This window comes from Burkholderia sp. BCC1972 (assembly GCF_905339605.1).
GTDB lineage: Bacteria > Pseudomonadota > Gammaproteobacteria > Burkholderiales > Burkholderiaceae > Burkholderia.
Genome location: NZ_CAJPGH010000002.1, coordinates 181,072 through 203,380, shown reverse-complemented (window position 1 = coordinate 203,380; position 22,309 = coordinate 181,072). Strand labels below are relative to the sequence as shown.

The window sequence follows — 22,309 nt, the reverse complement described above, 5'->3', positions numbered from 1 at the left end:
GCACGTCGTTCACCAGCTGAAGCCCTTCGCGTTGCCGCGATCGACGACCTTCACGTCGACGGGGATCGCCTTCGGCACCGTCGCGCCCCACTTGCGCGCGATCGCGATGCCGAGCGCGATGCGCACCTGGTCGGCCGGGAACTGCGCGGTCGTCTCGATGAACTTCGAGTTCGGTTTCTGGATCGCGGCGATCGCCTCGGGTGCGCCGTCGACGCTCGTCAGCTTGATGTCCTTGCCGGAACCCTCGATCGCGGCGAGCGCGCCCATCGAGCCGCCGTCGTTCACGCTGAAGAGGCCCTTCAGGTTCGGATGCGCGGAGATCATGTTTTCGGTGACCGACAGCGCGGTCGCGCGCTCCTGCTTGCCGTTCTGCGTGTCGACGAGCTTCACGTTCGGGAATTTCGCGAGCCCGGCCTTGCAGCCGCGTACGCGTTCGAGGATCGGCACGACCGGAATCCCGTCGAGGATCGCGACTTCGCCGCTGCCGCCGATCGCCTTCGCGAGGTATTCGCACGACATCACGCCCGCGTCGTAATTCTTCGAGCCGACGAACGAATCGACCGGGCCGTTCGCGTTCGCATCGACGGCCACGACCACCGCGCCGGCCTTCTTCGCCTGCGTGATCGCCGACTGGATGCCGGTCGAATCGGTCGGGTTCACGAGCAGGATGTCGATCTTCTTCTGCAGCATGTCCTCGACGTCGCTCACCTGCTTGCTGACGTCGTGATGCGCATCGGTGACGACGACCTGCGCGCCGATCGATGCGGCCGCATCGTTCAGCGCCTTCTGCATCGTCACGAAATACGGGTTGTTCAGCTCCTGGAACGTCATGCCGATGCGCAACGGCGCGGCCTGCGCGGCGGCGGGCAGCAAGGCCGCGACGGCGAGCGCGGCAACGGCCGCCAGGCGGGCGGCGCGACGGGGGGATGAAACGGGCGATGCGTGCGTCATGACGGTGTCTCCGGAATTGTGTGCAGCTTTTTCGTGGGTGAATGCGCCCCTCGCGACGCAAGCGGCGCGATCGGCTGGGTAAGACGGCGGGAAAAGCTCGGGCGGGCAGCGGCCCGGCGATCATCCGGGCTGCGGCGCGAGCTCGGGTGCGCCGGGCGTGAGCACGCGCGGCGGCATCGGGTTGCCGGTAGGCGCCGCATGCAGCGCCAGGTCGCGGCTGCGCGCGTTCAGGCGCTGCAGTGCACGGAATTCGGACGGCGCCATCCCCTTCACCGCGCGGAACTGGCGGTTGAAGTTCGACACGTTGTTGAAGCCGGCCTGGAAGCAGATGTCGGTGATGCTCGCGTCGTCGGCGAGCAGCATCTGGCACGCGGATTCGATCCGCAGGCGATTCACGTACTGGACGAACGGCATGCCCGTCTGGCGATGGAATGCACGCGAGAACGCGCTGACGCTCTGCCCGGTCAGCTGGGCGAGATCGGATTCGCGCAGCTCGGACGCGAGGTTCTTGCCGATATACGACAGCGCGTGGCTGAGCCGCGTGGGCGTGACATCGGCCTGGTCGTATGCGGGACTCGCGAGCAGCGTGCGCTCGGCCGCGCCGCACAGGCGCTCGAGGATCGTCATGAACAGCGCGATGCGGCGCATGCCGCGCGCGGTCAGCAGTTCGTCGAACAGCGGCGCGATCGCGGCGCTCGTCGCGGCGTCGAAGCCGACCCCGCGCCGCGCATCGTCGAGCAGCGCATGTGCGTCGCGACATTCGGGAAACGCGTCCATGCAGCGGCGCACGAACGCCGGGTCGAACTGGATCACGAGATTGCGGCGCTCGACGGTCTCGCCTTCGGCCATGTCGCTGACCCAGTTGTGCGGCAGGTTCGGGCCGAGCAGCACGAGATGGCCGGGGCCGAACGAGCCGATGTGGTCGCCGACGAAATACTTGCCGCGCGTCGCGACGATCAGGTGCAGCTCGAATTCGGGATGGAAATGCCAGCGGATCGTGCGATACGGATAGCCGTGCGACCAGACCTTGAACGACTCGTCGCGTCGCACGTCGACCACTTCGAGATCGGGGTGCATCATGTTGGCGTCTCCATTCCCATGTATCGCTGGCCGGCCTGTTCGGCTGGGCGCACATCGCCGCGTGTCTCGCGCGGCGACGCGACCGGTCGCATGGGAAGCAATGTAGGTCGATCGAGCGCGCGGCTCCACCAACTTTACGCCTGATTTTCGATACTTTTTTGCCGCCCTCGGGCTGAAATGGCGCCGGATGGCAAATTTGTTGCAGCGCGGAACGGCGCGGCCGGCCGCGCCGACTGCCCCGCCGGCTTACGCCGCCGCGTGTTCGCGCGCGGTGCGCACCTCGTACGCCTTCAGGTGGTTGTATGCGATCCGCAGCAGCGACAGCGTATCGGCCGCCTGCGGGTCACGGCGCGCGAGCAGGTCGCCGATCACGTGATCGGCTTCGACGCGTGCATGGTTCTCGACGTCGCGCAGCATCGACGCCGTCAGCGGCGACGGCGTCAGCACCATCCGCTGCATCCGTTCGACGGCGCCCGGATCGGGCCGGTGGCCGTTGTATTCCGCGATCGCGCTGCATTCGGCGAGCATCGTCTCGAGCAGGCGGCGGCCGTCCGGCGCGGCCAGAATGTCGCCGACCGAGCCGCGAAACAGCGACGTGCTCGCGGCGAGCGTGGCGAGGAACACCCACTTCTCCCACATCCGTGCGGCGATGTCGTCGCTGAGCGTCGCGTCGAAGCCCGCGCCGCCGAGCACGTCGGCGACTGCCCGCACGCGCGGCGATTCGCCGCCGGCGAGTTCGCCGAACGACACGCCGTGCGTGTCGTTCAGGTGCACGATGCGCTGTTCGCGATCGAGCGTGGCCGCGATCACGCACAGCCCGCCGAGCACCTGCGCGGCGCCGAAGCGCTCGCGCAGCACGTCGAGGTGGCGCATCCCGTTGAGCATCGGCAGGATCAGCGTCTGCGGGCCGACGAACGGTGCGAACGAGGCAATCGCGTCGTCGAGGCTGTATGCCTTGCAGCTCAGCAGCACGAGATCGAACGGCGCGACGCCGGCATCCGCATCGGCCGCGCGCACGGTCTGCACGTTCGCGAGCGTCAGGTCGCCGAGCGGGCTGCGGATCAGCAGCCCGTCGCGTGCCAGCGCAGCGGCGCGTCCGTCGCGCACCAGGAACGTCACGTCGCGCCCCGCCGCGGCCAGCCGGCCGCCGAAGTATCCGCCGACCGCACCGGCCCCTACCACCAGAATTCGCATCGTTGCCTCCTTTGGGTTTCGTTCAGTGCCGGCGCCGACGCGGGCGCGCGGCGCGACGCAATTGCCCGACAGTATAGCGATGCCCGTTATGCATATGCATAGATACCCCTGTCGGCATCGAAGGCATGGGCGACGGCATCGGTTCCTAGGGATAACCCGTCTACGGCGACGCGCATCAAACGCCGTCAAGACACTTATCCCGTCACGCCGCCCCGGCGAGCATCCTCGACTGACCGACCACACACCATGCGCAACCTTTCCCTGAATCAGAAACTCGCTTCGATGATCGTCATCCTGTGGCTCGGCCTGCTCGTGATCGCCGGGCTCGGCGCATGGCAGACGCGCGCCTCGATGATCGCGGACCGCCGCGACCAGCTCGCGTCGCTGGTCGCGCAGGCCGCGAGCGTGACCGACCATTACTACAAGCTGTCGCAGCAGAACGTGCTGCCTGAAGCCGATGCGAAGCAGAAGGCGATCGAGGCGATCGCCGCGATGCGCCACGGTGCCGACGGCTATATCTCCATCAACGATTCGAAGCCGGTGATCGTGATGCATCCGATCAAGGCCGAGCTCAACGGCAAGGACGTGTCGAATTTCACCGACCCGAACGGCAAGCACCTGTTCGTCGAGATCGTGAAGGCAGGCAACCTGGAAGGCGGCAAGGGCTTCGTCGAATATCTGTGGCCGAAACCGGGCGCCGACAAGCCGCAGGAGAAAACCAGCGCCGTGCAGCGCTTCGCGCCGTGGGACTGGTATCTCGTCACGGGCATGTACATGAACGACGTGCGCTCGGCCGTGCTCGCGAGCATCGGCCGCTGGCTCGCGATGACGGCCGTGCTCGGTGCGCTCGCGACCGCCGTGATGGTGCTCGTGCTGAAAAGCGTGCGTGCGAATCTCGGCGGCGAGCTCGAGGACGCACTCGACGCCGCGCAACGCATCGCGCGGGGCGACCTGACCGCGCGCATGACCGTGAAGCAGGACGATCGCGGCAGCCTGCTGCATGCGCTGCACACGATGCAGGGCGGGCTGATCGACATGGTGTCGCGCGTGCGGATGGGCACCGAGAACATCAACGTCGGCGCAAGCGAGATCGCGTCCGGCAACACGGACCTGTCGCAGCGCACCGAGGAACAGGCGGCGGCGCTCGTGCAGACCGCGTCGAGCATGGACCAGATGACCGCGAACGTGAAGCAGAACGCGGACAGCGCCGCGCAGGCCGCGTCGCTCGCCGGCCAGGCCGCGCAGGTTGCGACGCGCGGCAGCGCGGTGGTCGACGACGTCGTGCGCACGATGAACGAGATCACCGACCGCTCGCACAAGATCGGCGACATCATCGGCGTGATCGACGGGATCGCGTTCCAGACCAACATCCTCGCGCTGAACGCGGCCGTCGAGGCCGCGCGCGCGGGCGAGCAGGGCCGCGGCTTCGCGGTGGTCGCGGCCGAAGTGCGCTCGCTCGCGCAACGCTCGGCGACGGCGGCGAAGGAAATCAAGTCGCTGATCGTGTCGTCGAACGAGACGGTCGAACACGGCGCCGCGCTCGTTTCGAATGCGGGCGAGACGATGGCCGAGCTCGTGCAGTCGGTGCGGCGCGTGAACGAGATCCTCGACGAGATCAGCCATGCGTCGCGTGAGCAGAGCGCCGGGATCGAGCAGGTCAATCGCGCGGTGGGCGAGATGGACCAGGTCACGCAGCAGAACGCGGCGCTCGTCGAAGAGGCCGCGGCGGCCGCGCATTCGCTGCGCGATCAGGCCGAAGCGCTGCGCGACGCCGTCACGCGGTTCGCGTTGCCGGCTTGAAGGCGCCCGGCCGGCGCGGGCGTGCTCACCCCGCGCCGCCGGCCCGCGGCGCGCCCGCCCCGCTGCCGAGCCCCAGCCCGGCCGCCCGCTGGATCAGCTCGACGTCGTTGTTCGCACCGAGCTTCTTCATCGCGCTGATCTTCTGCGCGCTGACCGTCTGCTTGCCCTTGCTGAGGCGTTGCGCGATCGTCTTGATCGGCACGCCCGCCAGATACAGGCGAATCACCTCGATCTCCCTTGCCGACAGCTTCACGGGCGCCTCGCCGCACGCGCCGAGCGTGTCGACAGCGCGCCTGACGACCGGCGACTGGTACGCGCCGCCGCTGTAGCTCGAATGGATCGCCGTGACGATGTGGCCGACCTCGTCGAACTTGCTGACGACGCTCACGCCGTCGATCGCGAGAATGGACCGGAAGATCAGCGGGTTCTCGTTCGCGACCAGCGCGACGATCCCGACTTTCGGCCGCGTGCGGCGCAGCCAGCCGAACAGCGCGAGGCCGTCCATCTGCGCGTCGCCGCGAATCGCATAATCGACCAGCACGACGTCGCAATCGACCGCGCCGAGCGACGCGACCAGTTCGGCCGTGCTCCGGTAGACCGCGACGAGCTCGATCGCGCAGGCGCTGCCGGCGACCTGCTCGATACCGGCCAGGGTCAACGGCCAGTCGTACGCGACGACGACGCGAACAGTGAATTTCCTCATGCGTAGTTCCCGGTGGTTCGCCGGCCGCGCGGCGCGAAACGCGGGCGGCCGGTTGAGCGTTGAAAGGGCATTCAGGCTATTTTTAGCCTGAAACCCGATTCTAGGCAGCCAGGCGCGGGCGGGATATCGGACAACACATGGATCGGGCGCCGGGGACGTAATACGAGTTTGATATTTGCACGGGTTCGAGCGCACGGCAGCCGGCGGCCAACCGGCGCAGCATCGGCCCAATGGCAGGCGTCCTGCGCGATGCGGCCGGCCAGCAGGTAAAATTGCGCCTTTGCATGCTACCCCGGGCTCCCGGCGGCGAGCGATGCGCCGATGCCGGCCGCGCGCCCCCGCCCCTTTTGCCGGCTGCCCGCACTCGCGCTTTCCTCATGACCGAATCCGACCTGCAATCCGACGACACCACCCTCCACGAAGACGGCCTCTGGCGCGACAACGGCTGGACGGCCCGCATCATCAAGAACGAGGACGACGACGGCTGGGCCGTCGAGATGATCAAGGACGGCGAGTCCGAGCCCGCGCTCGTCGGGCCGTGGACGATGGGTCGCGACAAGAAGAACCCGAAACCGATGGACGCGAACGCATTCCGCACGCTCGTGAAGACCGCGACCGAAGTGCTGATGCGGCACGAGCAGCAACGGCGCGCGATGCTGCACAAGGAGGTGACGGTCCAGGGCGACGACGGGCAGGATGTATCGGTGACGCTCGATATCGTGCCGGACGAGTTCGAGCCGTATGCGCAACTGAAGGCATTCGATCCGTACGGCGAGCTGCTGGCCGAAGCAAAGGTGTCGGCCGGGTTCAAGCTCAACAAGGCCAGCGCCGAACGCTGGGTCGCATCGGGCTTCGAGCGGCCGGCCTGAGCGGGCGCGGCGCGCGCGAGCGCACGATCAGGTGCCGGCGCCCTGCTCCGCACGCTCGAGCCGGCGCGCGGCCAGCTTGCGCCGCACGAACTCCTCGAACTGCTGCGTCGCGACCTCCGGGTCGCGCGCGGCCAGCCCGAGCGCGTTGCGCACGAGCTGGATCGGCGTCAGCACGATGCCCCACGGCAGCCCCCACCAGCCGAGCGTGGCCGATGCGAGCAGCGCGACCGCCTGCTTCCTGCGCCCGCAACGGCGGCAACACACGTGGCGCCGCGTCGTCCAGCGCGTGACGAACAGCAGCGATACGACGCGATGCGACGCATGCACGTCGACCGGCTGCCCTTCGCGCAGGCAGATCGGGCACGGCCCGTAGCGCCAGTCGTCGACATACTGCCGGACCTTCGCGTCGGGCACCCGTTCGGCCTCGACGATGATCGGATGCGCGCGTGCGCACGCCCGGCTGCAATAGCGGCGCCCGTCGATCGACCGGCCGCCGACCAGGAACGTCCTGCCGCAGTGACTGCACTCTGTCACGATAAACCTCGGATAAGCGTGATGCGCCGCGTGCCGGCCGCGCGCGCATCGATGCGCCGGCCGTCCGCACGGGTCATTTCCTGTTTTAACGGCCGCTGCCGCGCAGTCTTGAGCGGCGCGCGCCGGCGCGCCTCAGCCGTGCAGCCCGAGCGCGATCATCAGGCGGTACAGCGTCGCGCGCGAAATACCCAGTTCGGCGGCGGCATCCGCATGCTGGTGGCGGTTGCGCATCAGCGTTTCCTCGATCGCGCGCCGCTCGGCCTGCCGGCGCGTTTCCGCCAGCGTCGGCGGCTGGCGCGACGTGTACGCGCGCAGTTCGAGATCGGCCGCCGAGATCAGCGGACCGTTCGTCATCACGACCGCGAACCGGATCCGGTTGATCAGCTCGCGCACGTTGCCGGGCCACGGATAGTTGTGGATCGCCTCGACCGCGCAGGGCATGAAGCCGCGAATCCGGTGCGAACTGTCGCCGCGATAACGCCGCAGCACATAGTCGGCGAGCAGCATGATGTCGCGCCCGCGCACGCGCAGCGGCGGCTCGTCGATGCGCAGCACGCACAACCGGTAATACAGGTCGGCGCGGAACCGCCCCGCCTGCATCGCGGCCTCGAGATCGACGTGGGTCGCCGACACGATCCGCACATCGACCGGCAGCGACGCATGCCCGCCGAGCCGCTCGATCTTGCCCTCCTGCAGGAAACGCAGCAGGCTCGCCTGGCTCTCGACCGGCATGTCGCCGATCTCGTCGAGAAACAGCGTGCCGCCGTGCGCGGCCTCGATGCGGCCGATCTTGCGCTGGTGCGCACCCGTGAATGCGCCACGCTCGTGACCGAACAGTTCGGCCTGCAGCAGCGACGACGGAATGGCCGCGCAGTTCACGGCGACGAACGGTGCGTCGGCCCGCATCGACTGCTGATGGATCGCCGCGGCGGTCAGCTCCTTGCCGGTACCGGATTCGCCGGCGATGAACACGGTGGCGTCCGTGTTCGCGACCTTGCGGATCGTCGCGAACAACCGGCGCATCGCGTCGCACGAACCGATCATCGTGCCGCCGGGCGGCGCAGCCTCCGCCGCCGGGTCGCCGTCCGCGAGCTTCAGCATCCCGTACGCGTGGCCGACGAGATAGCCGATCGTCGTGTAGGCCGTCGCGTTACGCACGTAGTCGAAACAGCAATGGCGGATCAGGCGCGCGACTGAAATGTCGCGCAGCCGCTCGCCGTCGGTGAGCGCGACCCAGCCGACGCGCCGGTCGCGCAGCAGCGCTTCGAACGACGCGATGTCGAGCGATGCGAAGCTGCCGAAATCGACGATACCCGCATGCGGGCGATTCGCCTTGACGAGATTCAGTGCGTCCGCAACGGTTTTCGCGCGCCACACGTCCCAGCCGCGCGACGCCAGGCAATCGACGAGCGCGGCATCGTGCCGCTGCGACAGATAGACGAGCGGCCGCGACGGCACCACCTGATCGCGCCGGATGGCGACGAACGGCATCGCGCCGGCTTCCCGCTCGACATCCTGCGGGCCTGGCACGCTGAGCTGACAGCAAGAGTTCACGATGGCCTCGCCGCGTAGGGTTGGTTATCGGGGCGGCCGTTGCCGGATCGCATATGGCGGGGCCTCGTGGTCCCGCGGCGCGGCGCCGCCCCGTCCTCGAATCGATGTTTCGTTATCGGCAGAACACGACGCGCTGCGTGTAGATCTGCGGTTCGACGAACGGCTTCGCCGCTCCGTTGAGACCGTCGCGGTAAGTGCGGTAGGTCTTGCCGTTCACCGTCACGTCTTCCGCGCGAGCCGTCTCGATCTTGTCGAGCCCGTTGAGCTGCCACTCGCTCACGCGGTCCGCCGCCGCCACGCTCGACTCGCCGGCGATCTTCTGCGTGATCGCGCTGCCATCGCTCCACGGCAGCGTCCGCATGTCTTCCGTGCGCTGCAGCGCGCCGACCGTCTTGCCCGTCGGCACCGGCCCGTTCTGCGCCTGGAACGGCGCGCCGCGACCGTACACCGGCGATTGCCACGACGGCGCGTGCCCTTCCTCGGGCATCATGTAAATCATCTGCGGGTCGCCGATCATCATCATCGGTGCGCACGCCGTGTTGTCGGGACGGTTGAGCGTCGAGAGCGCCTGCTGGACGCTTGCGGCGTTCGCGAGGGTCTGCTCGTTCAGGATGACGAAGACCGCGGGATTCTGGAAAACCGACTGCGCAGCGGCTTGCACGCCGACCAGCAGCAAAGCGACCAAAAAGATCCTCATGATTGAGGCCTCCTTGCATCCTCGTCAGGCAAAAAGAGGTGTTGACCTCGGGGATGGGAGCAACACCCGTCCAACCGGAACGATCGTCGTGCATCGGCGCCGGCCGTCTGCCGTGCGACCGGCATGCCGGCCACATGGCAGACGGCCCCGCGTGCTTACGACGACGTGCTCGTCGAGATGACTGCCGGTGCCGGCGCGACCGGTGCTGCCGGTGCGGCCTGCTGGTCGACCGCAGCCGGCGGCAACGCCCGGGCCGGGTCGGACAATGCCGGCATGTCGGCGGACGGCGCAGCCGGTGCGGCAGCGGATTCGACCGCTTCGGACACCTTCGCGTCGGCGGCAGGCATGTCGGCCGGCGCTGCTGCGGCAGCAGGCTGCGCGGCTTCCGGAGCGGGCGCTTCGACAGCCGCTTGCGACGCCGGCTCGGCAGCCTTTGCATCGGCTGCCGGCGCCGCGACGACGGCAGCAGCCGGCATCGGTTCGGCAACCGGTTCGCCGGCGGCCTGCGCTGCGTTGTCGGTCGCGGCCGGCATCGGCTCCGGCGCCTTGTCGGCGACAGGCTGTGCGGGCTCGGGGGCTTTCGTGTCGGCGATGGGCTGTGCAGGTTCAGGTGCCTTCGTGTCGGCTACCGGCTTCGCAGGCTCGGGTGCCTTCGTGTCGGCGACGGGTTGCGCAGGCTCGGGGGCCTTCGTGTCGGCAACCAGTGCGGCAGGCTCTCGTGATGCCTTTTCGGCAACTGCCGGCGCAGCAACGATGGCCGCAGCCGGCACGGCTGCCATCGCTGCCGCCGGTACGACCGCGACGGCAGGCGCGGCGGCGACAGCGGGTGCCGCAGCAAACGCAGGCGCTGCAGCGAGTGCCGGTGCAGCAGCCGCAACGGCAGGCGCGGCTGCGGCGACTGCCGGCGCCGCCACTGCCGGCGCGGCGGCAAGCGGCGCCATCGCCGGCACCGGAACAGGCGCGGCCTGCACCGACGTCGTCTGGATCGGGCGCGTCGGCGCGGGAGCCGGCGCCGGCGCGGCCGAACCGAGCGGCGGCAGGCCCATGCGGTCGCGCACGATCGGATCGCGATACTTCACGTCGTCGGCGACGGTCGCTTCGACGCTCGGCGCCACGTTCGAACGCGCGAGCGGGGCGGTCGTGCCCGGGCACAGGTGGCCGGTCGCTTCCACCGCGCGCCGGTTCGCATCGCTCTGGCACAGCAGCGCGAGCGCCACGTCGGTCAGCCCCATCGCGCGAAATTCACGCGCATCGAGACGCCGGACGCACGCCTGGTCGACCAGTGTCGTGCCGCCCGTCGCGCCGAACCCCGGGAACGACACGCCGACGCTCACCGATCCCATGCAGGTATCGGACAGCGTGGTCGTGAGGCCCGGTGCCTGGATCGACGGGTTGGTCTTGATCGTCTGCGTACCCGAGTAATTGACGTTTTCGGAAGTCTGGGTGTTGTACGGGCTGGTGCCGGGCGCGCCGGCCGCGAGCGAGTTCGTGCTCTGAGGCGTCACGTTGCCGCCGGCCGTGCTGGACGGCAACGTCAGGTTGACCTGAACGTTCGAGTTACCGCTGCCGCGCACCCCGCTGGAACTGGTGGCATTCCCGCCGCGCGAGCTCGTGGTGTTCGTGTTCATGCTCGAGCCGCCGCCCTGGCTGATCGCCGTCGACGACGTCGAGGACTGCGCGCTCGATGTCGAATCGGCGGTCTGCGCGTGGGCACCGATCGTGGTCATCGCGAACATCGCCGCACATGCCACCTTGATCCTGTTGCTGTTCATTTCACTCTCCGGACGAGGATTGACCTCCTACCCAGGCAACCGTACTAATTCCCCTGAATCCCTTCAGCTTTCCCTGCTTCCCCGAACTGTCTCCAGCCGTTGCCCAGTTGGGACCACGACGCGGCCGACATGCCCTGCCACTGCTGGGCATTCGGTCCGCCGATGGCATTGCCCGACGAAAGCGATTGTTGTTCTGACGGTTTGGTTGTCCGTGCAGGGTTGTTTGACGTCTGCATATTCGATTGCACGTCGTCGGCAACACGGTCAGCGCCATATGCCGTCAGAGACGCGAGCATCAGAGCGGCGGCAATCAGGTTCTGCTTCATGCCAACTCCTTACGGTGACAACAAGGTGGAAAAGAGACCAGCGTCGCTGGGAAACTGGTCCCCCCAAACACCTGACTAAGGACTGCTTGCCGTTCCGGCCGAACTGCCCTGGCTGCCGCCCGATGCGGACGGCGATCCGGCCGGACCGGTACTCCACACGGTCGACGAGTTGTAGTGATTCGAACCCGCGATCGTGCCGGACCAGCCCGGACCCGAACCGGCAGCAGCTCCCCCGGTGGCGATGCCCCCGTCGTTCGCGCCCGTTGCGGTGTAGTGGTTCGCGCCGAGTACGATCGTGGCGGTTACCCCTCCCGACAGCGCATTTGCGTTCACATTCGTGTTGCTGTTTCCGGCGAAAGAGCCTGCGGCACCGATACCGCCGCCTGCCGCGAATGCGCCCCCGTTCGTGCCGGAACCGCTGGCCGTCGAAGTCGAGTCGTGATAGGCGGATGCCGTTCCGGCGGAACCCGTGGGTGTCACGGTACTTCCTGCATTGGCGCCCGCTACCGAATTCGAATTGCTCGTATAGCTGCCGGTGCCGACCAGGACCGAACCAGAGACACCCGCAGCAACGGATTGCGTCTGGTTGAAGGTCGTCGACGGACCGGCCGCCAATACGGCCGACGATAGGGCGGTGAGCGCTGTCGTTAATATGACTTTGGCTTTCATAGCAATTCCTTGCTGTGAGGAAGTTCGGCGGTCGCGGAGCCAGGCCCACCCCGCTTCAGTGCAGCCCGGCGCCCGTGCCGCCAGCCAATGACGAACGCTACGCGCCGCGGCTTAGTAGTGGTACGTCCAGCCGGTCGAACCCGCGTTCGCGCCGCTGCTGCCGCCCGCTTGGGCACCGCCGAAGCCGAAGCCGCCGACCGTCGACGTTTGGGTGTGGCTCGTGTACGAGATCGAGCCGCTGCTGCCGCCACCGGCCGTTGCGCCGGCTGCGCCGAGTCCTGCGCCGGAATCGGTCGCGGTGAAGTGGCCGAACCCTGCGACCCCGGCCATCGTCTGGCCACCGCTCGACGAGTTGCTGCTCGAAATCGTGCCGCTCGCTGCGAACGCTGCACCCGAAACCGCCAGAACTGCTGCTGCAATCAGAAGCTTCTTCATGGTCGACTCCATAACGGCGTGGATGGAATGAGCCAGGGAGACCGCACGCCATCGATCCTCCTGTCTTGAGCAATCCTCAAAAAATTAAGGATCACTATTCAATCAGTACATGTTTATTGAATTTGAAATTATTCTTTGCAATTTTGGCCAGCCCGATTCTAGTTTTTGTTTTTAGGTTTTCCAAAATTCATGGATAGGTGTTTTCGATTAATTCCATGAAAATTGAGTTAATTACAAAAAACGCCATGACTCAATCGACCGGAATCACGAACGCATATTTCCGGCTCGCGACGTTCGATACCTCGCCGGACGAGATACCGGCATTCGGCATCCGTTTCCGGAATCGAAAATGCGCAAATATATTAACCACCGCAAACTGCAGCGCCGTTCAAAATGCTCTTTCTAACCGAGCGACCACGGGCCTGCATTGCAGCCAGGCGGCATGTCTTCTCCCTGAACGAGCGACGAAATGGCTTCCGGATAATCCGGCCCGCGGGCGTTCGACCTAATCCGGCCGGCGCCGGCATTGGCCCGGCGCACTCGAAACCGCCCTGCACGGTTGAAGACGAACCGGTGTCACGCTGTCCGGCACGAACAGCCCGATCCATCCGGGTGAACTGAATGAAGGTGAGCACCGCTGTCGCCCGGTTGCCGCGCGGCGGGACAGCCGCTCCAGCAAACGAGGCGCACGGCGGCCGTGCAATCGACACCGGGCAACCCGCGAAGCTGGCACTGCGTCGCGAGCAACATCCCGGTCTGTCCGACTACCCCTGTGGTGCGCAAAGTACGCGCCGATCAAGCTACTGCTTCTGGTCTTCATCGCCGTTTCCCCGACTGCTTATTGACGAGTTGGCCGCCCCCACATCGTTGTTGCATCGTGTCGACCGCTCGCCGGTGCGTTGAATATCGCAAGCGGCGTGCCACACGTTGTTCCGTCGTTCATTGCGCGTGACCGACCGCCTCAAGATGGGGGTATTTCTCCAGAAGCGACATTTTTTGTTTCAGGAATGTATCGCGGCAAAGGTTTGGCACCCGCCGCGATCGTTGAGCGTCACGAAGCAATCCCCGGATTAGACGGACGAATCCGGCCCGCGAACCCTCGCCGAATGACCGGGTGAACGACTGTTTCAAACTTGAGAAGCGCGCTGCCGCGCCGGCCGGGCGGCACCGCACTTTCCGCTTGCAAATCGCATGGCGGGACACGTGCGGACGTCCTCCGATGCGAAGACGAACGAGAATCGATTCGCACCGTGCTCGGCCCCGGGCCGCATGCAGCATGCCTGCGATACGTCCGCGCCCGCACTCGTCCAGACTGTCGAAACGAATTTGATTCATCCGTGAAAATACCGACACGATCACGCGAGGAGGATGTCGGCATCCGGATGCGTCATCGTTGTAATAATCAAAAAATGACAACGCGCAGTTGAGATCGAAGCGGAGACACCGGCTTCGCATTTTCATTCGATGCAGCTTTCACACCGTGAGTCATTCGGTAAGCGATGCATCGAAGAACTATTTTCAAGAAATTTTTCCCGCAATTCTCATCGATGAAACATATCGACTCGACATCTTCCTTACGCTGGCAAGTCCGTAATGTCCTGATTTTTCGGGCATTTATTCGTATCGAATTGCATTGTCCCGGCACTCGCGCAGGTTCTTTTCCTGTCCCCACGATTCACGCGTGAAACATCCGCACGCCTGTCGAACGGCGATCGCGTGCACGCCCGCGCCCGACGGGGCTGCACGTCCATGGCATGCCGATTGCCTGATATCCGGCTCTCACCGAGCGGCACGCCACGGCACACGCATCACGCCAGTCAGCGCGCCGGGGGGAAGGCGATGAATGACAGGCGCGCGCACGAAACGCGCGCCGGCCAGCGCATGCCGGTGACGGTCGCCGCGCAATAACCGCCGTGCGGCGGCACGTCAGCCGAGCAGTTCCTTCTTGCGAAGATGCACGACGTCGCGCATCGGCGGCGCACCGAACAGCCGGCTGTATTCGCGGCTGAACTGCGATGCGCTTTCGTAGCCGACGACGGCCGCCACCGACCCGACGTCGCCGCCCTGCCGCAGCAGCAATCGCCGCGCTTCGTGCAGCCGCAACTGCTTCTGGTACTGCAGCGGGCTCAGCGTCGTCACGTGCTTGAAATGATGGTGCAGCGACGACACGCTCATGTTGACCGCCTGCGCGAGCGACTCGACGCGCATCGGCTCCGCGAAGTGATCGCGGATCCATTCGATCGCGCGCGCGATCCGGTGCGTCTGGCTGCCCGCGATGGCCATGTGCCGCAGCCGCGTGCCCTGCCCGCTCGTCATCAGCCGGTACAGCACTTCCTTTTCGATCAGCGGCGCGACGACCGGAATGTCGCCGGGCGTATCGAGCAGGCGCAACAGCCGCAACGCGGCGTCGAGCAGCGGCGGCGTCAGCTCGGCGAGCGCGATCCCCTCGCCTTCCGGGCCCGCGTCGGGCTCGGGCAGCCGCATCTCGGCCGCGAGCTCGACGATGCGCTGCGGATCGAGCGTGAGCGACAGGCACAGGTACGGCGCATCCGCCGACGCGCGCGTCACGCGCGAGAGGATCGGCAAGTCGATCGACGTAATCAGGCAATTGTGCGTGTCGTATTCGTAAGCCTGGCCGGCCACGATCACGCGCTTCGCGCCCTGCGCGGCGATCACGAGCGCAGCCCGCGACACGCCGCAGCCGAGATCGACCGGACGCGTGTGCCGATGCAGCATCAGGCCCGGCACGGCCGTCGAATGCGAGCCGTCGGCCGGCGCGAAACGGCCGATCAGCGATGCCAGCTCGCGCCGCCCGGATTCGCGCGACGCCACGATATCGGTCATGTCCATGACGCATCCTCGAATGATTTCCCGTGTCGCGGGAGCATAGCGAAACGGCCTGCCGCGTGCCGGGGATTTGCAGGATTGTTCAATAAATTTGCAGGATTGGGTAGACGCAAAAAGCGGCGGCTCGCGCACACTCCCGGCTAACCTGCCCGTATGGCGGGTTTTCCCCATGGAGACATAAAAATGCCTACCTCGTTTGTCCTGAACGGCAAGAACGTCACGCTCGACGCCGATCCGTCGATGCCCGTCCTCTGGGCGATTCGCGAACATGCGGGACTGACCGGCACGAAGTTCGGCTGCGGCATGGCGCAGTGCGGCGCGTGCACCGTGCATCTCGAAGGCCAGGCCGTCCGCTCGTGCGTGCTGCCGCTCGCCGGCATCGCGGGCAAGCACGTCACGACGATCGAGGGTCTGCAAAGCAAGCCCGCGCATGCCGTGCAGGCCGCCTGGGTCAAGCTGCAGGTGCCGCAATGCGGCTACTGCCAGTCCGGCCAGATCATGTCGGCCACCGCGCTGCTCGAACAGAACCCGAAGCCGACCGACGCGGACATCGATGCCGCAATGAACGGCAACCTGTGCCGCTGTGCGACCTACGCCCGCATCCGGGCCGCGATCCACGACGCGGCAGCGACGCTGGGAGCCTGACCATGACGATCGAACTCGACAACAACGATACGGTGCGCCCGTCGCGCCGCACCTTCCTGAAGGCCGCGGGCGCCGCGGCCGCGGTCGGCCTGACCATCGGCTTCGACTTCAGCGGCTTCGGCCGCCGCGCGCTCGCCGCGACCGCGCCCTCCGCCGGTTTCGCGCCGAACGCATTCCTGCGCATCACGCCCGACGGCACCGTCACGGTCATCGCGAAGCACGTCGAAATGGGCCAGGGAGCGTACACGGGCATCGCGACGATCGTCGCCGAGGAGCTCGACGCGAACTGGTCGCACGTGCGCGTCGAAAGCGCGCCGGCCGATGCGAAACGCTACGCGAACCTCGCGTTCGGCACGATGCAGGGCACGGGCGGCAGCTCGGCGATGGCGAACTCGTGGCAGCAGTTGCGCGAAGCCGGCGGCAAGGCGCGCGCGATGCTGGTGTCGGCCGCCGCGACCCGCTGGAAGGTGCCGGCCGGCGAGCTGACGACTGCCAACGGCGTCGTCACGCACGCGAAGACTGGCAAGACCGCGCCGTACGGCACGCTCGTCGCCGATGCGTCGAAGCTGCCCGTGCCGGACAAGGTCACGCTGAAGCAGCCGGCCGATTTCAAGCTGATCGGTCAGCGGATCCCGCGCGTCGATGCGTCGGCGAAATCGAACGGCACCGCGCACTTCACGCTCGACACGACGTTCCCCGGCATGCGCGTCGCGCTGCTGCAGCGCCCGCCGCGCTTCGGCGCGAAGGTGAAATCGTTCGACGCGACGGCCGCGAAGGCCGTGCCGGGCGTCGTGTCGGTCGTGCAGGTGCCGGGTGGCGTCGCGGTCGTCGCGAACGGCTTCTGGGCCGCGAAGCAGGGCCGCGACGCGCTGAAGGTCGATTGGGACGAAACGAACGCGGAAAAGCGCGGCTCGGACGAGATCATGCGCGAATACCGGCAGCTCGCCGACAAGCCGGGCACGTCCGCACGCAAGGACGGCGATGCCGACGCGGCGATCGCGGGCGCGACGCGCAAGATCAGCGCGACGTACGAATTCCCGTATCTCGCGCACGCGCCGATGGAGCCGCTCGACGCGGTCGTCAAGCTGACGGCGAACAGCTGCGAAATCTGGGCCGGCGACCAGTTCCAGACCGTCGACCAGGCCAACGCGGCCAGGACGGCGGGGCTGACGCCCGAGCAGGTGCAGATCCACACGCTGTATGCGGGCGGCAGCTTCGGCCGGCGCGCGAACGCGTGGTCGGACTACGTGGTCGAGGCCGTGTCGATCGCGAAGGCGCTCGGCGCGGACGGCAAGCCCGTCAAGCTGCAGTGGACGCGCGAGGACGACATCCAGGGCGGCTTCTACCGGCCGATGTACTTCCACAAGCTCGACGCGGGCCTGACCGCGGACGGCAAGCTGGTCGGCTGGCGCCACCGGATCGTCGGCCAGTCGATTCTCGCCGGCACGCCGTTCGAGGCGTTCATGGTCAAGAACGGCGTCGATGCGACGTCGGTCGAGGGTGCGGCGAACCTGCCGTACGCGGTGCCGAACGTGTCGGTCGAGCTCGCCACCGCGAAGACGGGCGTGCCCGTGCTGTGGTGGCGCGTGGTCGGCAGCTCGCACACGGCCTACGCGGTCGAGGCGTTCATCGACGAAGCCGCGCACACGGCCGGCAAGGATCCCTACGCGTTCCGTCGCGACCTGCTCGAGAAGGAACCGCGGATGCGCGCGGTGCTGGACCTCGCCGCGCAGAAGGCCGGCTGGGATCCGGCCAAGCCGCTGCCGAAGGGGCGCGGGCGCGGGATCGCGGTCGCCGAAGCGTTCAAGAGCTATGTCGCGCAGGTGGCCGAGGTGTCGGTCGACGCGGACGGCAAGGTGAAGGTCGACCGCGTGGTGTGCGCGGTCGATTGCGGGATCGCGATCAATCCCGACATCGTCGCCGCGCAGATGGAAGGCGGCATCGGCTTCGGGCTCGGCGCGGCGATGCACAGCGCGATCACGCTGAAGGACGGCCAGGTCGAGCAGCGCAACTTCGACGGCTATCACGTGCTGCGGATGGCCGAGATGCCGAAGGTCGAAGTGCACATCGTGCCGTCGGCCGAGGCGCCGACCGGTGTCGGCGAGCCGGGCGTCGCGCCGGTCGGCCCGGCCGTGGCGAACGCGATCTTCGCGGCGACGGGCAAGCGGCATTACGTGCTGCCGTTCGATTCGGCGGATAGCACGAAGGCCTGATGCGACGGAACGCCGGCTGCGGGAAGAAGATATTCCGCGGCCGGCGTGTTTTCGCGCGAGACGCGATGCAGGGTTCGATGTCGGCAAAAATCTCCGGCAATGCGTTGATTTACATACACAATTCTTCAAACCTGCAGGGGTCGATGTCGGGTTCGTCGTCCAGCGGAAAACCCTCGTGTAGCCCCCCAACCTCCCTCTCCCCCCACGTTACATCAGACGTAACGCCCGTAACGTCGCCCGGCGATGCTACGTAACAATCCTTCAACATTGTTCTGCCCCCTTCACAACCCGCATCGCACCTCACGTTAAAAATTCTTTTAAATTCAAATATGTAGAGCCACCCGCATCGGCACGGCCGTCAGCTGGCGACCGTCAATCCTCCCCCTGGCCCGGAAGTTGCAGCACAGAGCCCGCAAACACTCCTTTACGGACATGCGAGGGCCACCATGGATTGCAAATACCTGTACATCGACAACATAAAAATCAACTTCGTGCGCCGCACGATCGAGATCGACAACACGATCGTCGACGTCACGCCGCGTGAATTCGACGTCGTCGAATTCCTGCTCGACAACATGAACAAGATCGTGCCGCGGCAGGCAATCCAGGAGGCCGTATGGGGCCGCGAGCTCGGCGTGTCGTCGCGCACGCTCGACACCCATATCTCGCGTATCCGTTCGAAGCTGCGGCTCGACCACGACAAGAACCTGCGGATCATTCCGATCTACGCGGTCGGCTACCGCCTGGTGCTGTTCGGCGCGGCGATGACGCACGTCGAGCGCCACGAAGCCGCGCCGATCCTGCGAGCCGCGCCGCAACCCGCGATGGCCGCCGACTACGCGTGACGCTTCGCCCGCGCGCCGCCTGCTCGCGGCGCGCCGGCCACGTTCCCCTTACCGCGCTGCGCCTGGCCGCAGCGCTTCGCGGCCTGCCGGCCGGACCCGGCCTGCACGCCATCCGGCCCGCCATCCCGCCGCGACCCGACCGCCGCCTCCGGGCGGCGGTTGCTTTTGGGCGCCGGTCGCGTCCTGCCCGGCTTCCTCACGCTTCGTAGCACCCCGCTTCTGCGATCGCCGGGCAATGCACGCGACTACGGATTCCGGCGCGGCACGCGGCCATGGCCGTCCCTACAATCGACGCAGCAGCCGCGCGCCCTTCCGCGCCGCCGGCCCCAGAACAACCCGTCGAATCAACGCCGAATCCGCCCCGATCCCGCCGTGCCTGCGCTGTTCCTGACGAATGCCGACGCCGGCGACGCCGCCAGCCGGGCGATGCCCGCCGCTTCCGCGCCGCCCGCCGCTGCACCGGCCGCGGTCGCGCTCGACGCGTCGCCCTACCTGCCGCGCCTGTCCGCCGCCGCCGCGCGCGGGCTGTCGCACGCGTACTGCGCAACCGGCGCCGCCCCGGTCACGCTCGGCGAGCACGCGTACGAGGTGCGCTGGCGCGTCGACGCGGAACCGGCCACCGATGCGCACGCCTACCGCTTCGTCATCGGCCCGGCCACGGGCACGCTGTGGATCGATCCGATCGCGGAAACCGAATGGCTCGGCGACGCAGCCGATCCGGCCGTGCCGGCCGTGATCCGCGCGGCGTTGCTCGCCGACCTGTGCGCGCCGCTCGCGGCCGTGCTGCAGGCCGCGACGCGGCAGCGCGTGGAACTGCTGCCGCCGCCCGACAGCGTGCCGGCCTGGCGCGCGGCGCCGGACGCGCTGCGCTTCGAGCTGCGGCGCACCGATGGCGCGTGGCGCTGCCATGGCGCGCTGCTGTTCGACGTGCCGGACGCGCTGGCCGTGTTCTTCGCGACCGCGCCGGCCGCGCTCGCCGATACCCGCGCGGCCTACGCGAACCTGCCCGTGCCGCTCGTGTTCGAGATCGGCCGCACCGAGCTGACGACGGCCGAGCTGGCCGACGTCGTCGGCGGCGACATCATCGCGATCGAACGCTGGCAGGCGCACGAGCAGAGCCTGCTGTGCGTCGCGCGGCTGCCGGCCGCGCCGGCATGGGAGATCACCGGACGGCCGTCGGGCAACCGGCTGACCGTCGAACGAATCAGGGAGATGCCTTTGGAACCGACCCGCACCGACAACGCGCCCGCCACGACACACGACGCGCCCTCCGCCGATGCACCGCGCACGCTCGACGGCCTCGCGGTCGACCTGCGCTTCGAGCTGCCGCCCACGTCGATGCCGCTCGGCGAGCTGAGCGCGCTGCAGCCGGGCGCCGTGATCGAGCTGCAGCAAGGGATCAACCAGAGCGTGATCCATCTCGTCGCGAACGGGATGCTGATCGGCACGGGCCACCTGATCGCGGTCGGCCAGAAACTCGGCGTGCGCGTCGTCACGCTGACGCAACCCGCACCGCGCGAGCGCTGAACGATGGGCAGCCTGCCGAATCCGGTCGCGCTGATCGCGGTCATTGCCGCGCTCGGCATCGCGCCGTTCGCGGCGCTGATGGTGACGAGCTACACGAAGCTCGTGGTCGTGCTCGGCCTGCTGCGCTCCGCGCTCGGGATCCAGCAGGTGCCGCCGAACCTCGTGCTGAACGGCATCGCGCTGATCCTGTCCCTGTTCATCATGGCGCCCGTCGGGATGTCGATCCGCGATGCGCTGCAGGCGCGCCACTTCGATGCGTCGGCGCAGTTGTCGACCGCCGATATCGGCGCGCTCGCCGACGCCGCGCTGCCGCCGATCAAGGATTTCCTCGTGTCGCACACGCGCCAGCGCGATCGCGAGTTCTTCGTGCGGACGGCGACGTCGGTGTGGCCGAAGAACCGCGCGGACGGCATCAAGGACGACGACCTGCTCGTGCTGGTGCCGAGCTTCACGCTCGCCGAGCTGACGAAGGCGTTCCAGATCGGCTTCGTGATCTATATCGTGTTCATCGTCGTCGACCTGCTGGTCGCGAACATCCTGCTCGCGCTCGGGATGCAGATGATCTCGCCGACGACGATCTCGGTGCCGTTCAAGCTGCTGCTGTTCGTCGCGCTCGACGGCTGGTCGCTGCTCGTACACGGGCTGGTGATGTCGTACCGCGTGGCGGGCGCGGGATGAGCGCGCGCGGCCTGCGAATCGCGGCCGCGTGCCTGTGCGCGGTGGTCGCGCTCGCCTGCGCATGCCTGCCGCTGCGCAGTGCGCAGGCCGCAGGCGCCGGTACCGGCTTCGCGCCGCTCGCGCGCGCCTGCGCGCCGAACGTCGATCCGGACACGCTCGCCGCACTCGTGCGTACCGAGTCGGGCTTCAATCCGTATGCGATCGGCGTGGTCGGCGGCCATCTGACGCGCCAGCCCGCGTCGCTCGATGAAGCGCGCGCGACCGCGCGCGATCTCGCGGCGCGCGGCTTCAGCTACAGCGTCGGCCTCGCGCAGGTGAACGAGCGCAATTTCGCGAAATACGGGCTCGATGAAGCGACGATGTTCGAACCGTGCCGCAACCTGCGGGCCGGCGGCGCGATCCTGACCGAATGCTTCGCGCGCTCGTCGGGCACCGGCCGCGCCACGCAGGCCGCGTTGCGCGCGGCGCTGTCGTGCTACTACAGCGGCAACTTCACGACCGGCTTCTCGAGCGGCTACGTGAGCCGCGTCGTCGCGAGCGCGCAGCGCAACGCGCGCGAAGGCGGCGTCGGACCGATTCCCGTCGTCGGCGACCCGCCGCCGCCCGCGCGCCAGCGGCGCATGGACGCGGCCGCGACCACGCCGCCGGAGCGCGCACGCCGGCTGCCGTCGCCTGCCGCGTCCGCCGACGCGCCGTCGTGCCACGCCCGCCCGGTCGTGATGATGTGCCGCGGGCTCGCGGCCAGCCAGGCGAAGCGGCTGTGCGTGAAGTGTCTCGACGAGTAGCGGTGCGGCGCAACACGCCGGCCCCGCCGATGCGCATTTCGTAGCCGTCGGGCCCCGTGCGCGCCGCACGCATCGCACTGCTACGAAACTGGCGCCGCGCGCTGCGCACCCCGTTCCGTACACTCGAACCGGCGGCGAGTGCCGGGCGCCGGGTCGCGTGCACCCGCATGCCACGGCGGCCTGAC

Annotated in this window: 20 protein-coding genes; 8 read left to right on the top strand and 12 right to left on the bottom strand. The window is 67.7% G+C overall.

Annotated features, from left to right (window positions below; all coding sequences use genetic code 11):
• Window positions 1–9: 9 nt before the first annotated feature.
• From U5798_RS04380 to panE, 3 genes are all read right to left on the bottom strand, one after another.
• Entirely contained in the window at window positions 10–951 is a 942-nt protein-coding gene (locus U5798_RS04380) for a substrate-binding domain-containing protein (RefSeq protein ID WP_124449707.1), read from the bottom strand.
• 120 nt (window positions 952–1,071) lie between these two features.
• Window positions 1,072–2,031, bottom strand: coding sequence for an AraC family transcriptional regulator (locus U5798_RS04375; protein WP_124449705.1), 960 nt, complete (start codon window positions 2,029–2,031; stop codon window positions 1,072–1,074).
• A 246-nt stretch (window positions 2,032–2,277) separates the two neighbouring features.
• Complete coding sequence (gene panE / locus U5798_RS04370; protein ID WP_322081317.1) at window positions 2,278–3,225, bottom strand: 2-dehydropantoate 2-reductase; 948 nt, start codon at window positions 3,223–3,225, stop codon at window positions 2,278–2,280.
• A gap of 246 nt (window positions 3,226–3,471) precedes the next feature.
• Between panE and U5798_RS04365 the strand changes: the two genes are divergently transcribed.
• Entirely contained in the window at window positions 3,472–5,025 is a 1,554-nt protein-coding gene (locus U5798_RS04365) for a methyl-accepting chemotaxis protein (protein ID WP_322081316.1), read from the top strand.
• 25 nt (window positions 5,026–5,050) lie between these two features.
• Here U5798_RS04365 and U5798_RS04360 read toward each other — a convergent pair whose 3' ends face one another.
• On the bottom strand, window positions 5,051–5,728 hold the full coding sequence (locus tag U5798_RS04360) for a LuxR C-terminal-related transcriptional regulator (protein WP_322081315.1): 678 nt from the start codon (window positions 5,726–5,728) through the stop codon (window positions 5,051–5,053).
• A gap of 377 nt (window positions 5,729–6,105) precedes the next feature.
• Between U5798_RS04360 and U5798_RS04355 the strand changes: the two genes are divergently transcribed.
• Window positions 6,106–6,597: a hypothetical protein gene (locus U5798_RS04355; protein WP_124449697.1), complete on the top strand. Its 492-nt coding sequence runs from the start codon at window positions 6,106–6,108 to the stop codon at window positions 6,595–6,597.
• Between the two features lie 27 nt (window positions 6,598–6,624).
• Here the strand turns inward: U5798_RS04355 and U5798_RS04350 are convergent, their stop codons facing one another.
• From U5798_RS04350 to U5798_RS04315, 8 genes are all read right to left on the bottom strand, one after another.
• Window positions 6,625–7,131 (bottom strand): hypothetical protein, encoded by a 507-nt coding sequence (locus tag U5798_RS04350; protein WP_124449695.1) that lies wholly within the window; start codon window positions 7,129–7,131, stop codon window positions 6,625–6,627.
• 132 nt (window positions 7,132–7,263) lie between these two features.
• The gene (locus U5798_RS04345) at window positions 7,264–8,622 is read right to left on the bottom strand and encodes a sigma 54-interacting transcriptional regulator (protein WP_415859488.1); all 1,359 of its coding nucleotides are present in this window, start codon (window positions 8,620–8,622) and stop codon (window positions 7,264–7,266) included.
• Between the two features lie 175 nt (window positions 8,623–8,797).
• Window positions 8,798–9,382, bottom strand: a complete 585-nt coding sequence (locus tag U5798_RS04340) for a hypothetical protein (protein ID WP_124449691.1) — start codon at window positions 9,380–9,382, stop codon at window positions 8,798–8,800.
• 155 nt (window positions 9,383–9,537) lie between these two features.
• Window positions 9,538–11,154, bottom strand: a complete 1,617-nt coding sequence (locus U5798_RS04335) for a chemotaxis protein CheA (protein WP_322081313.1) — start codon at window positions 11,152–11,154, stop codon at window positions 9,538–9,540.
• A 44-nt stretch (window positions 11,155–11,198) separates the two neighbouring features.
• Entirely contained in the window at window positions 11,199–11,480 is a 282-nt protein-coding gene (locus tag U5798_RS04330) for a hypothetical protein (protein WP_322081312.1), read from the bottom strand.
• A 75-nt stretch (window positions 11,481–11,555) separates the two neighbouring features.
• Window positions 11,556–12,149: a hypothetical protein gene (locus tag U5798_RS04325; protein ID WP_322081311.1), complete on the bottom strand. Its 594-nt coding sequence runs from the start codon at window positions 12,147–12,149 to the stop codon at window positions 11,556–11,558.
• Between the two features lie 111 nt (window positions 12,150–12,260).
• The gene (locus tag U5798_RS04320; RefSeq protein WP_322081310.1) at window positions 12,261–12,584 is read right to left on the bottom strand and encodes a hypothetical protein; all 324 of its coding nucleotides are present in this window, start codon (window positions 12,582–12,584) and stop codon (window positions 12,261–12,263) included.
• Between the two features lie 1,926 nt (window positions 12,585–14,510).
• Window positions 14,511–15,434: an AraC family transcriptional regulator gene (locus tag U5798_RS04315; RefSeq protein ID WP_124449681.1), complete on the bottom strand. Its 924-nt coding sequence runs from the start codon at window positions 15,432–15,434 to the stop codon at window positions 14,511–14,513.
• 180 nt (window positions 15,435–15,614) lie between these two features.
• Here U5798_RS04315 and U5798_RS04310 point away from each other — a divergent pair, with 180 nt between their 5' ends.
• The 6 genes from U5798_RS04310 to U5798_RS04285 all read left to right on the top strand — a co-directional run bounded on the left by U5798_RS04310 (window position 15,615) and on the right by U5798_RS04285 (window position 22,124).
• Window positions 15,615–16,076, top strand: a complete 462-nt coding sequence (locus U5798_RS04310) for a (2Fe-2S)-binding protein (protein ID WP_069252121.1) — start codon at window positions 15,615–15,617, stop codon at window positions 16,074–16,076.
• Window positions 16,077–16,078: 2 nt separating this feature from the next.
• A complete protein-coding gene (locus U5798_RS04305) occupies window positions 16,079–18,289 on the top strand; it encodes a xanthine dehydrogenase family protein molybdopterin-binding subunit (RefSeq protein ID WP_322081309.1) in 2,211 nt (736 codons plus the stop codon).
• A gap of 446 nt (window positions 18,290–18,735) precedes the next feature.
• Complete coding sequence (locus U5798_RS04300) at window positions 18,736–19,134, top strand: winged helix-turn-helix domain-containing protein (RefSeq protein WP_124449677.1); 399 nt, start codon at window positions 18,736–18,738, stop codon at window positions 19,132–19,134.
• Between the two features lie 372 nt (window positions 19,135–19,506).
• Window positions 19,507–20,661: a type III secretion system cytoplasmic ring protein SctQ gene (gene sctQ / locus U5798_RS04295; RefSeq protein ID WP_322081308.1), complete on the top strand. Its 1,155-nt coding sequence runs from the start codon at window positions 19,507–19,509 to the stop codon at window positions 20,659–20,661.
• Between the two features lie 3 nt (window positions 20,662–20,664).
• The gene (gene sctR / locus U5798_RS04290; protein WP_124449673.1) at window positions 20,665–21,339 is read left to right on the top strand and encodes a type III secretion system export apparatus subunit SctR; all 675 of its coding nucleotides are present in this window, start codon (window positions 20,665–20,667) and stop codon (window positions 21,337–21,339) included.
• Window positions 21,336–22,124: a lytic transglycosylase domain-containing protein gene (locus U5798_RS04285; RefSeq protein WP_322081307.1), complete on the top strand. Its 789-nt coding sequence runs from the start codon at window positions 21,336–21,338 to the stop codon at window positions 22,122–22,124. The genes sctR and U5798_RS04285 overlap by 4 nt, the downstream gene beginning before the upstream one ends.
• The last annotated feature ends 185 nt before the right edge of the window (window positions 22,125–22,309 follow it).

Bases quoted from the DNA above. Each gene is read 5' to 3' on its own strand.
- U5798_RS04320 (WP_322081310.1), bottom strand. From the start codon at position 12,584: ATGAAGAAGCTTCTGATTGCAGCAGCAGTTCTGGCGGTTTCGGGTGCA.
- U5798_RS04340 (WP_124449691.1), bottom strand. From the start codon at position 9,382: ATGAGGATCTTTTTGGTCGCTTTGCTGCTGGTCGGCGTGCAAGCCGCT.
- U5798_RS04380 (WP_124449707.1), bottom strand. From the start codon at position 951: ATGACGCACGCATCGCCCGTTTCATCCCCCCGTCGCGCCGCCCGCCTG.
- U5798_RS04300 (WP_124449677.1), top strand. From the start codon at position 18,736: ATGGATTGCAAATACCTGTACATCGACAACATAAAAATCAACTTCGTG.
- panE (WP_322081317.1), bottom strand. From the start codon at position 3,225: ATGCGAATTCTGGTGGTAGGGGCCGGTGCGGTCGGCGGATACTTCGGC.
- U5798_RS04375 (WP_124449705.1), bottom strand. From the start codon at position 2,031: ATGATGCACCCCGATCTCGAAGTGGTCGACGTGCGACGCGACGAGTCG.
- U5798_RS04315 (WP_124449681.1), bottom strand. From the start codon at position 15,434: ATGGACATGACCGATATCGTGGCGTCGCGCGAATCCGGGCGGCGCGAG.
- U5798_RS04285 (WP_322081307.1), top strand. From the start codon at position 21,336: ATGAGCGCGCGCGGCCTGCGAATCGCGGCCGCGTGCCTGTGCGCGGTG.
- U5798_RS04335 (WP_322081313.1), bottom strand. From the start codon at position 11,154: ATGAACAGCAACAGGATCAAGGTGGCATGTGCGGCGATGTTCGCGATG.
- U5798_RS04330 (WP_322081312.1), bottom strand. From the start codon at position 11,480: ATGAAGCAGAACCTGATTGCCGCCGCTCTGATGCTCGCGTCTCTGACG.
- U5798_RS04325 (WP_322081311.1), bottom strand. From the start codon at position 12,149: ATGAAAGCCAAAGTCATATTAACGACAGCGCTCACCGCCCTATCGTCG.
- U5798_RS04360 (WP_322081315.1), bottom strand. From the start codon at position 5,728: ATGAGGAAATTCACTGTTCGCGTCGTCGTCGCGTACGACTGGCCGTTG.
- U5798_RS04355 (WP_124449697.1), top strand. From the start codon at position 6,106: ATGACCGAATCCGACCTGCAATCCGACGACACCACCCTCCACGAAGAC.
- U5798_RS04365 (WP_322081316.1), top strand. From the start codon at position 3,472: ATGCGCAACCTTTCCCTGAATCAGAAACTCGCTTCGATGATCGTCATC.
- U5798_RS04305 (WP_322081309.1), top strand. From the start codon at position 16,079: ATGACGATCGAACTCGACAACAACGATACGGTGCGCCCGTCGCGCCGC.
- U5798_RS04345 (WP_415859488.1), bottom strand. From the start codon at position 8,622: ATGCCGTTCGTCGCCATCCGGCGCGATCAGGTGGTGCCGTCGCGGCCG.
- U5798_RS04310 (WP_069252121.1), top strand. From the start codon at position 15,615: ATGCCTACCTCGTTTGTCCTGAACGGCAAGAACGTCACGCTCGACGCC.
- sctR (WP_124449673.1), top strand. From the start codon at position 20,665: ATGGGCAGCCTGCCGAATCCGGTCGCGCTGATCGCGGTCATTGCCGCG.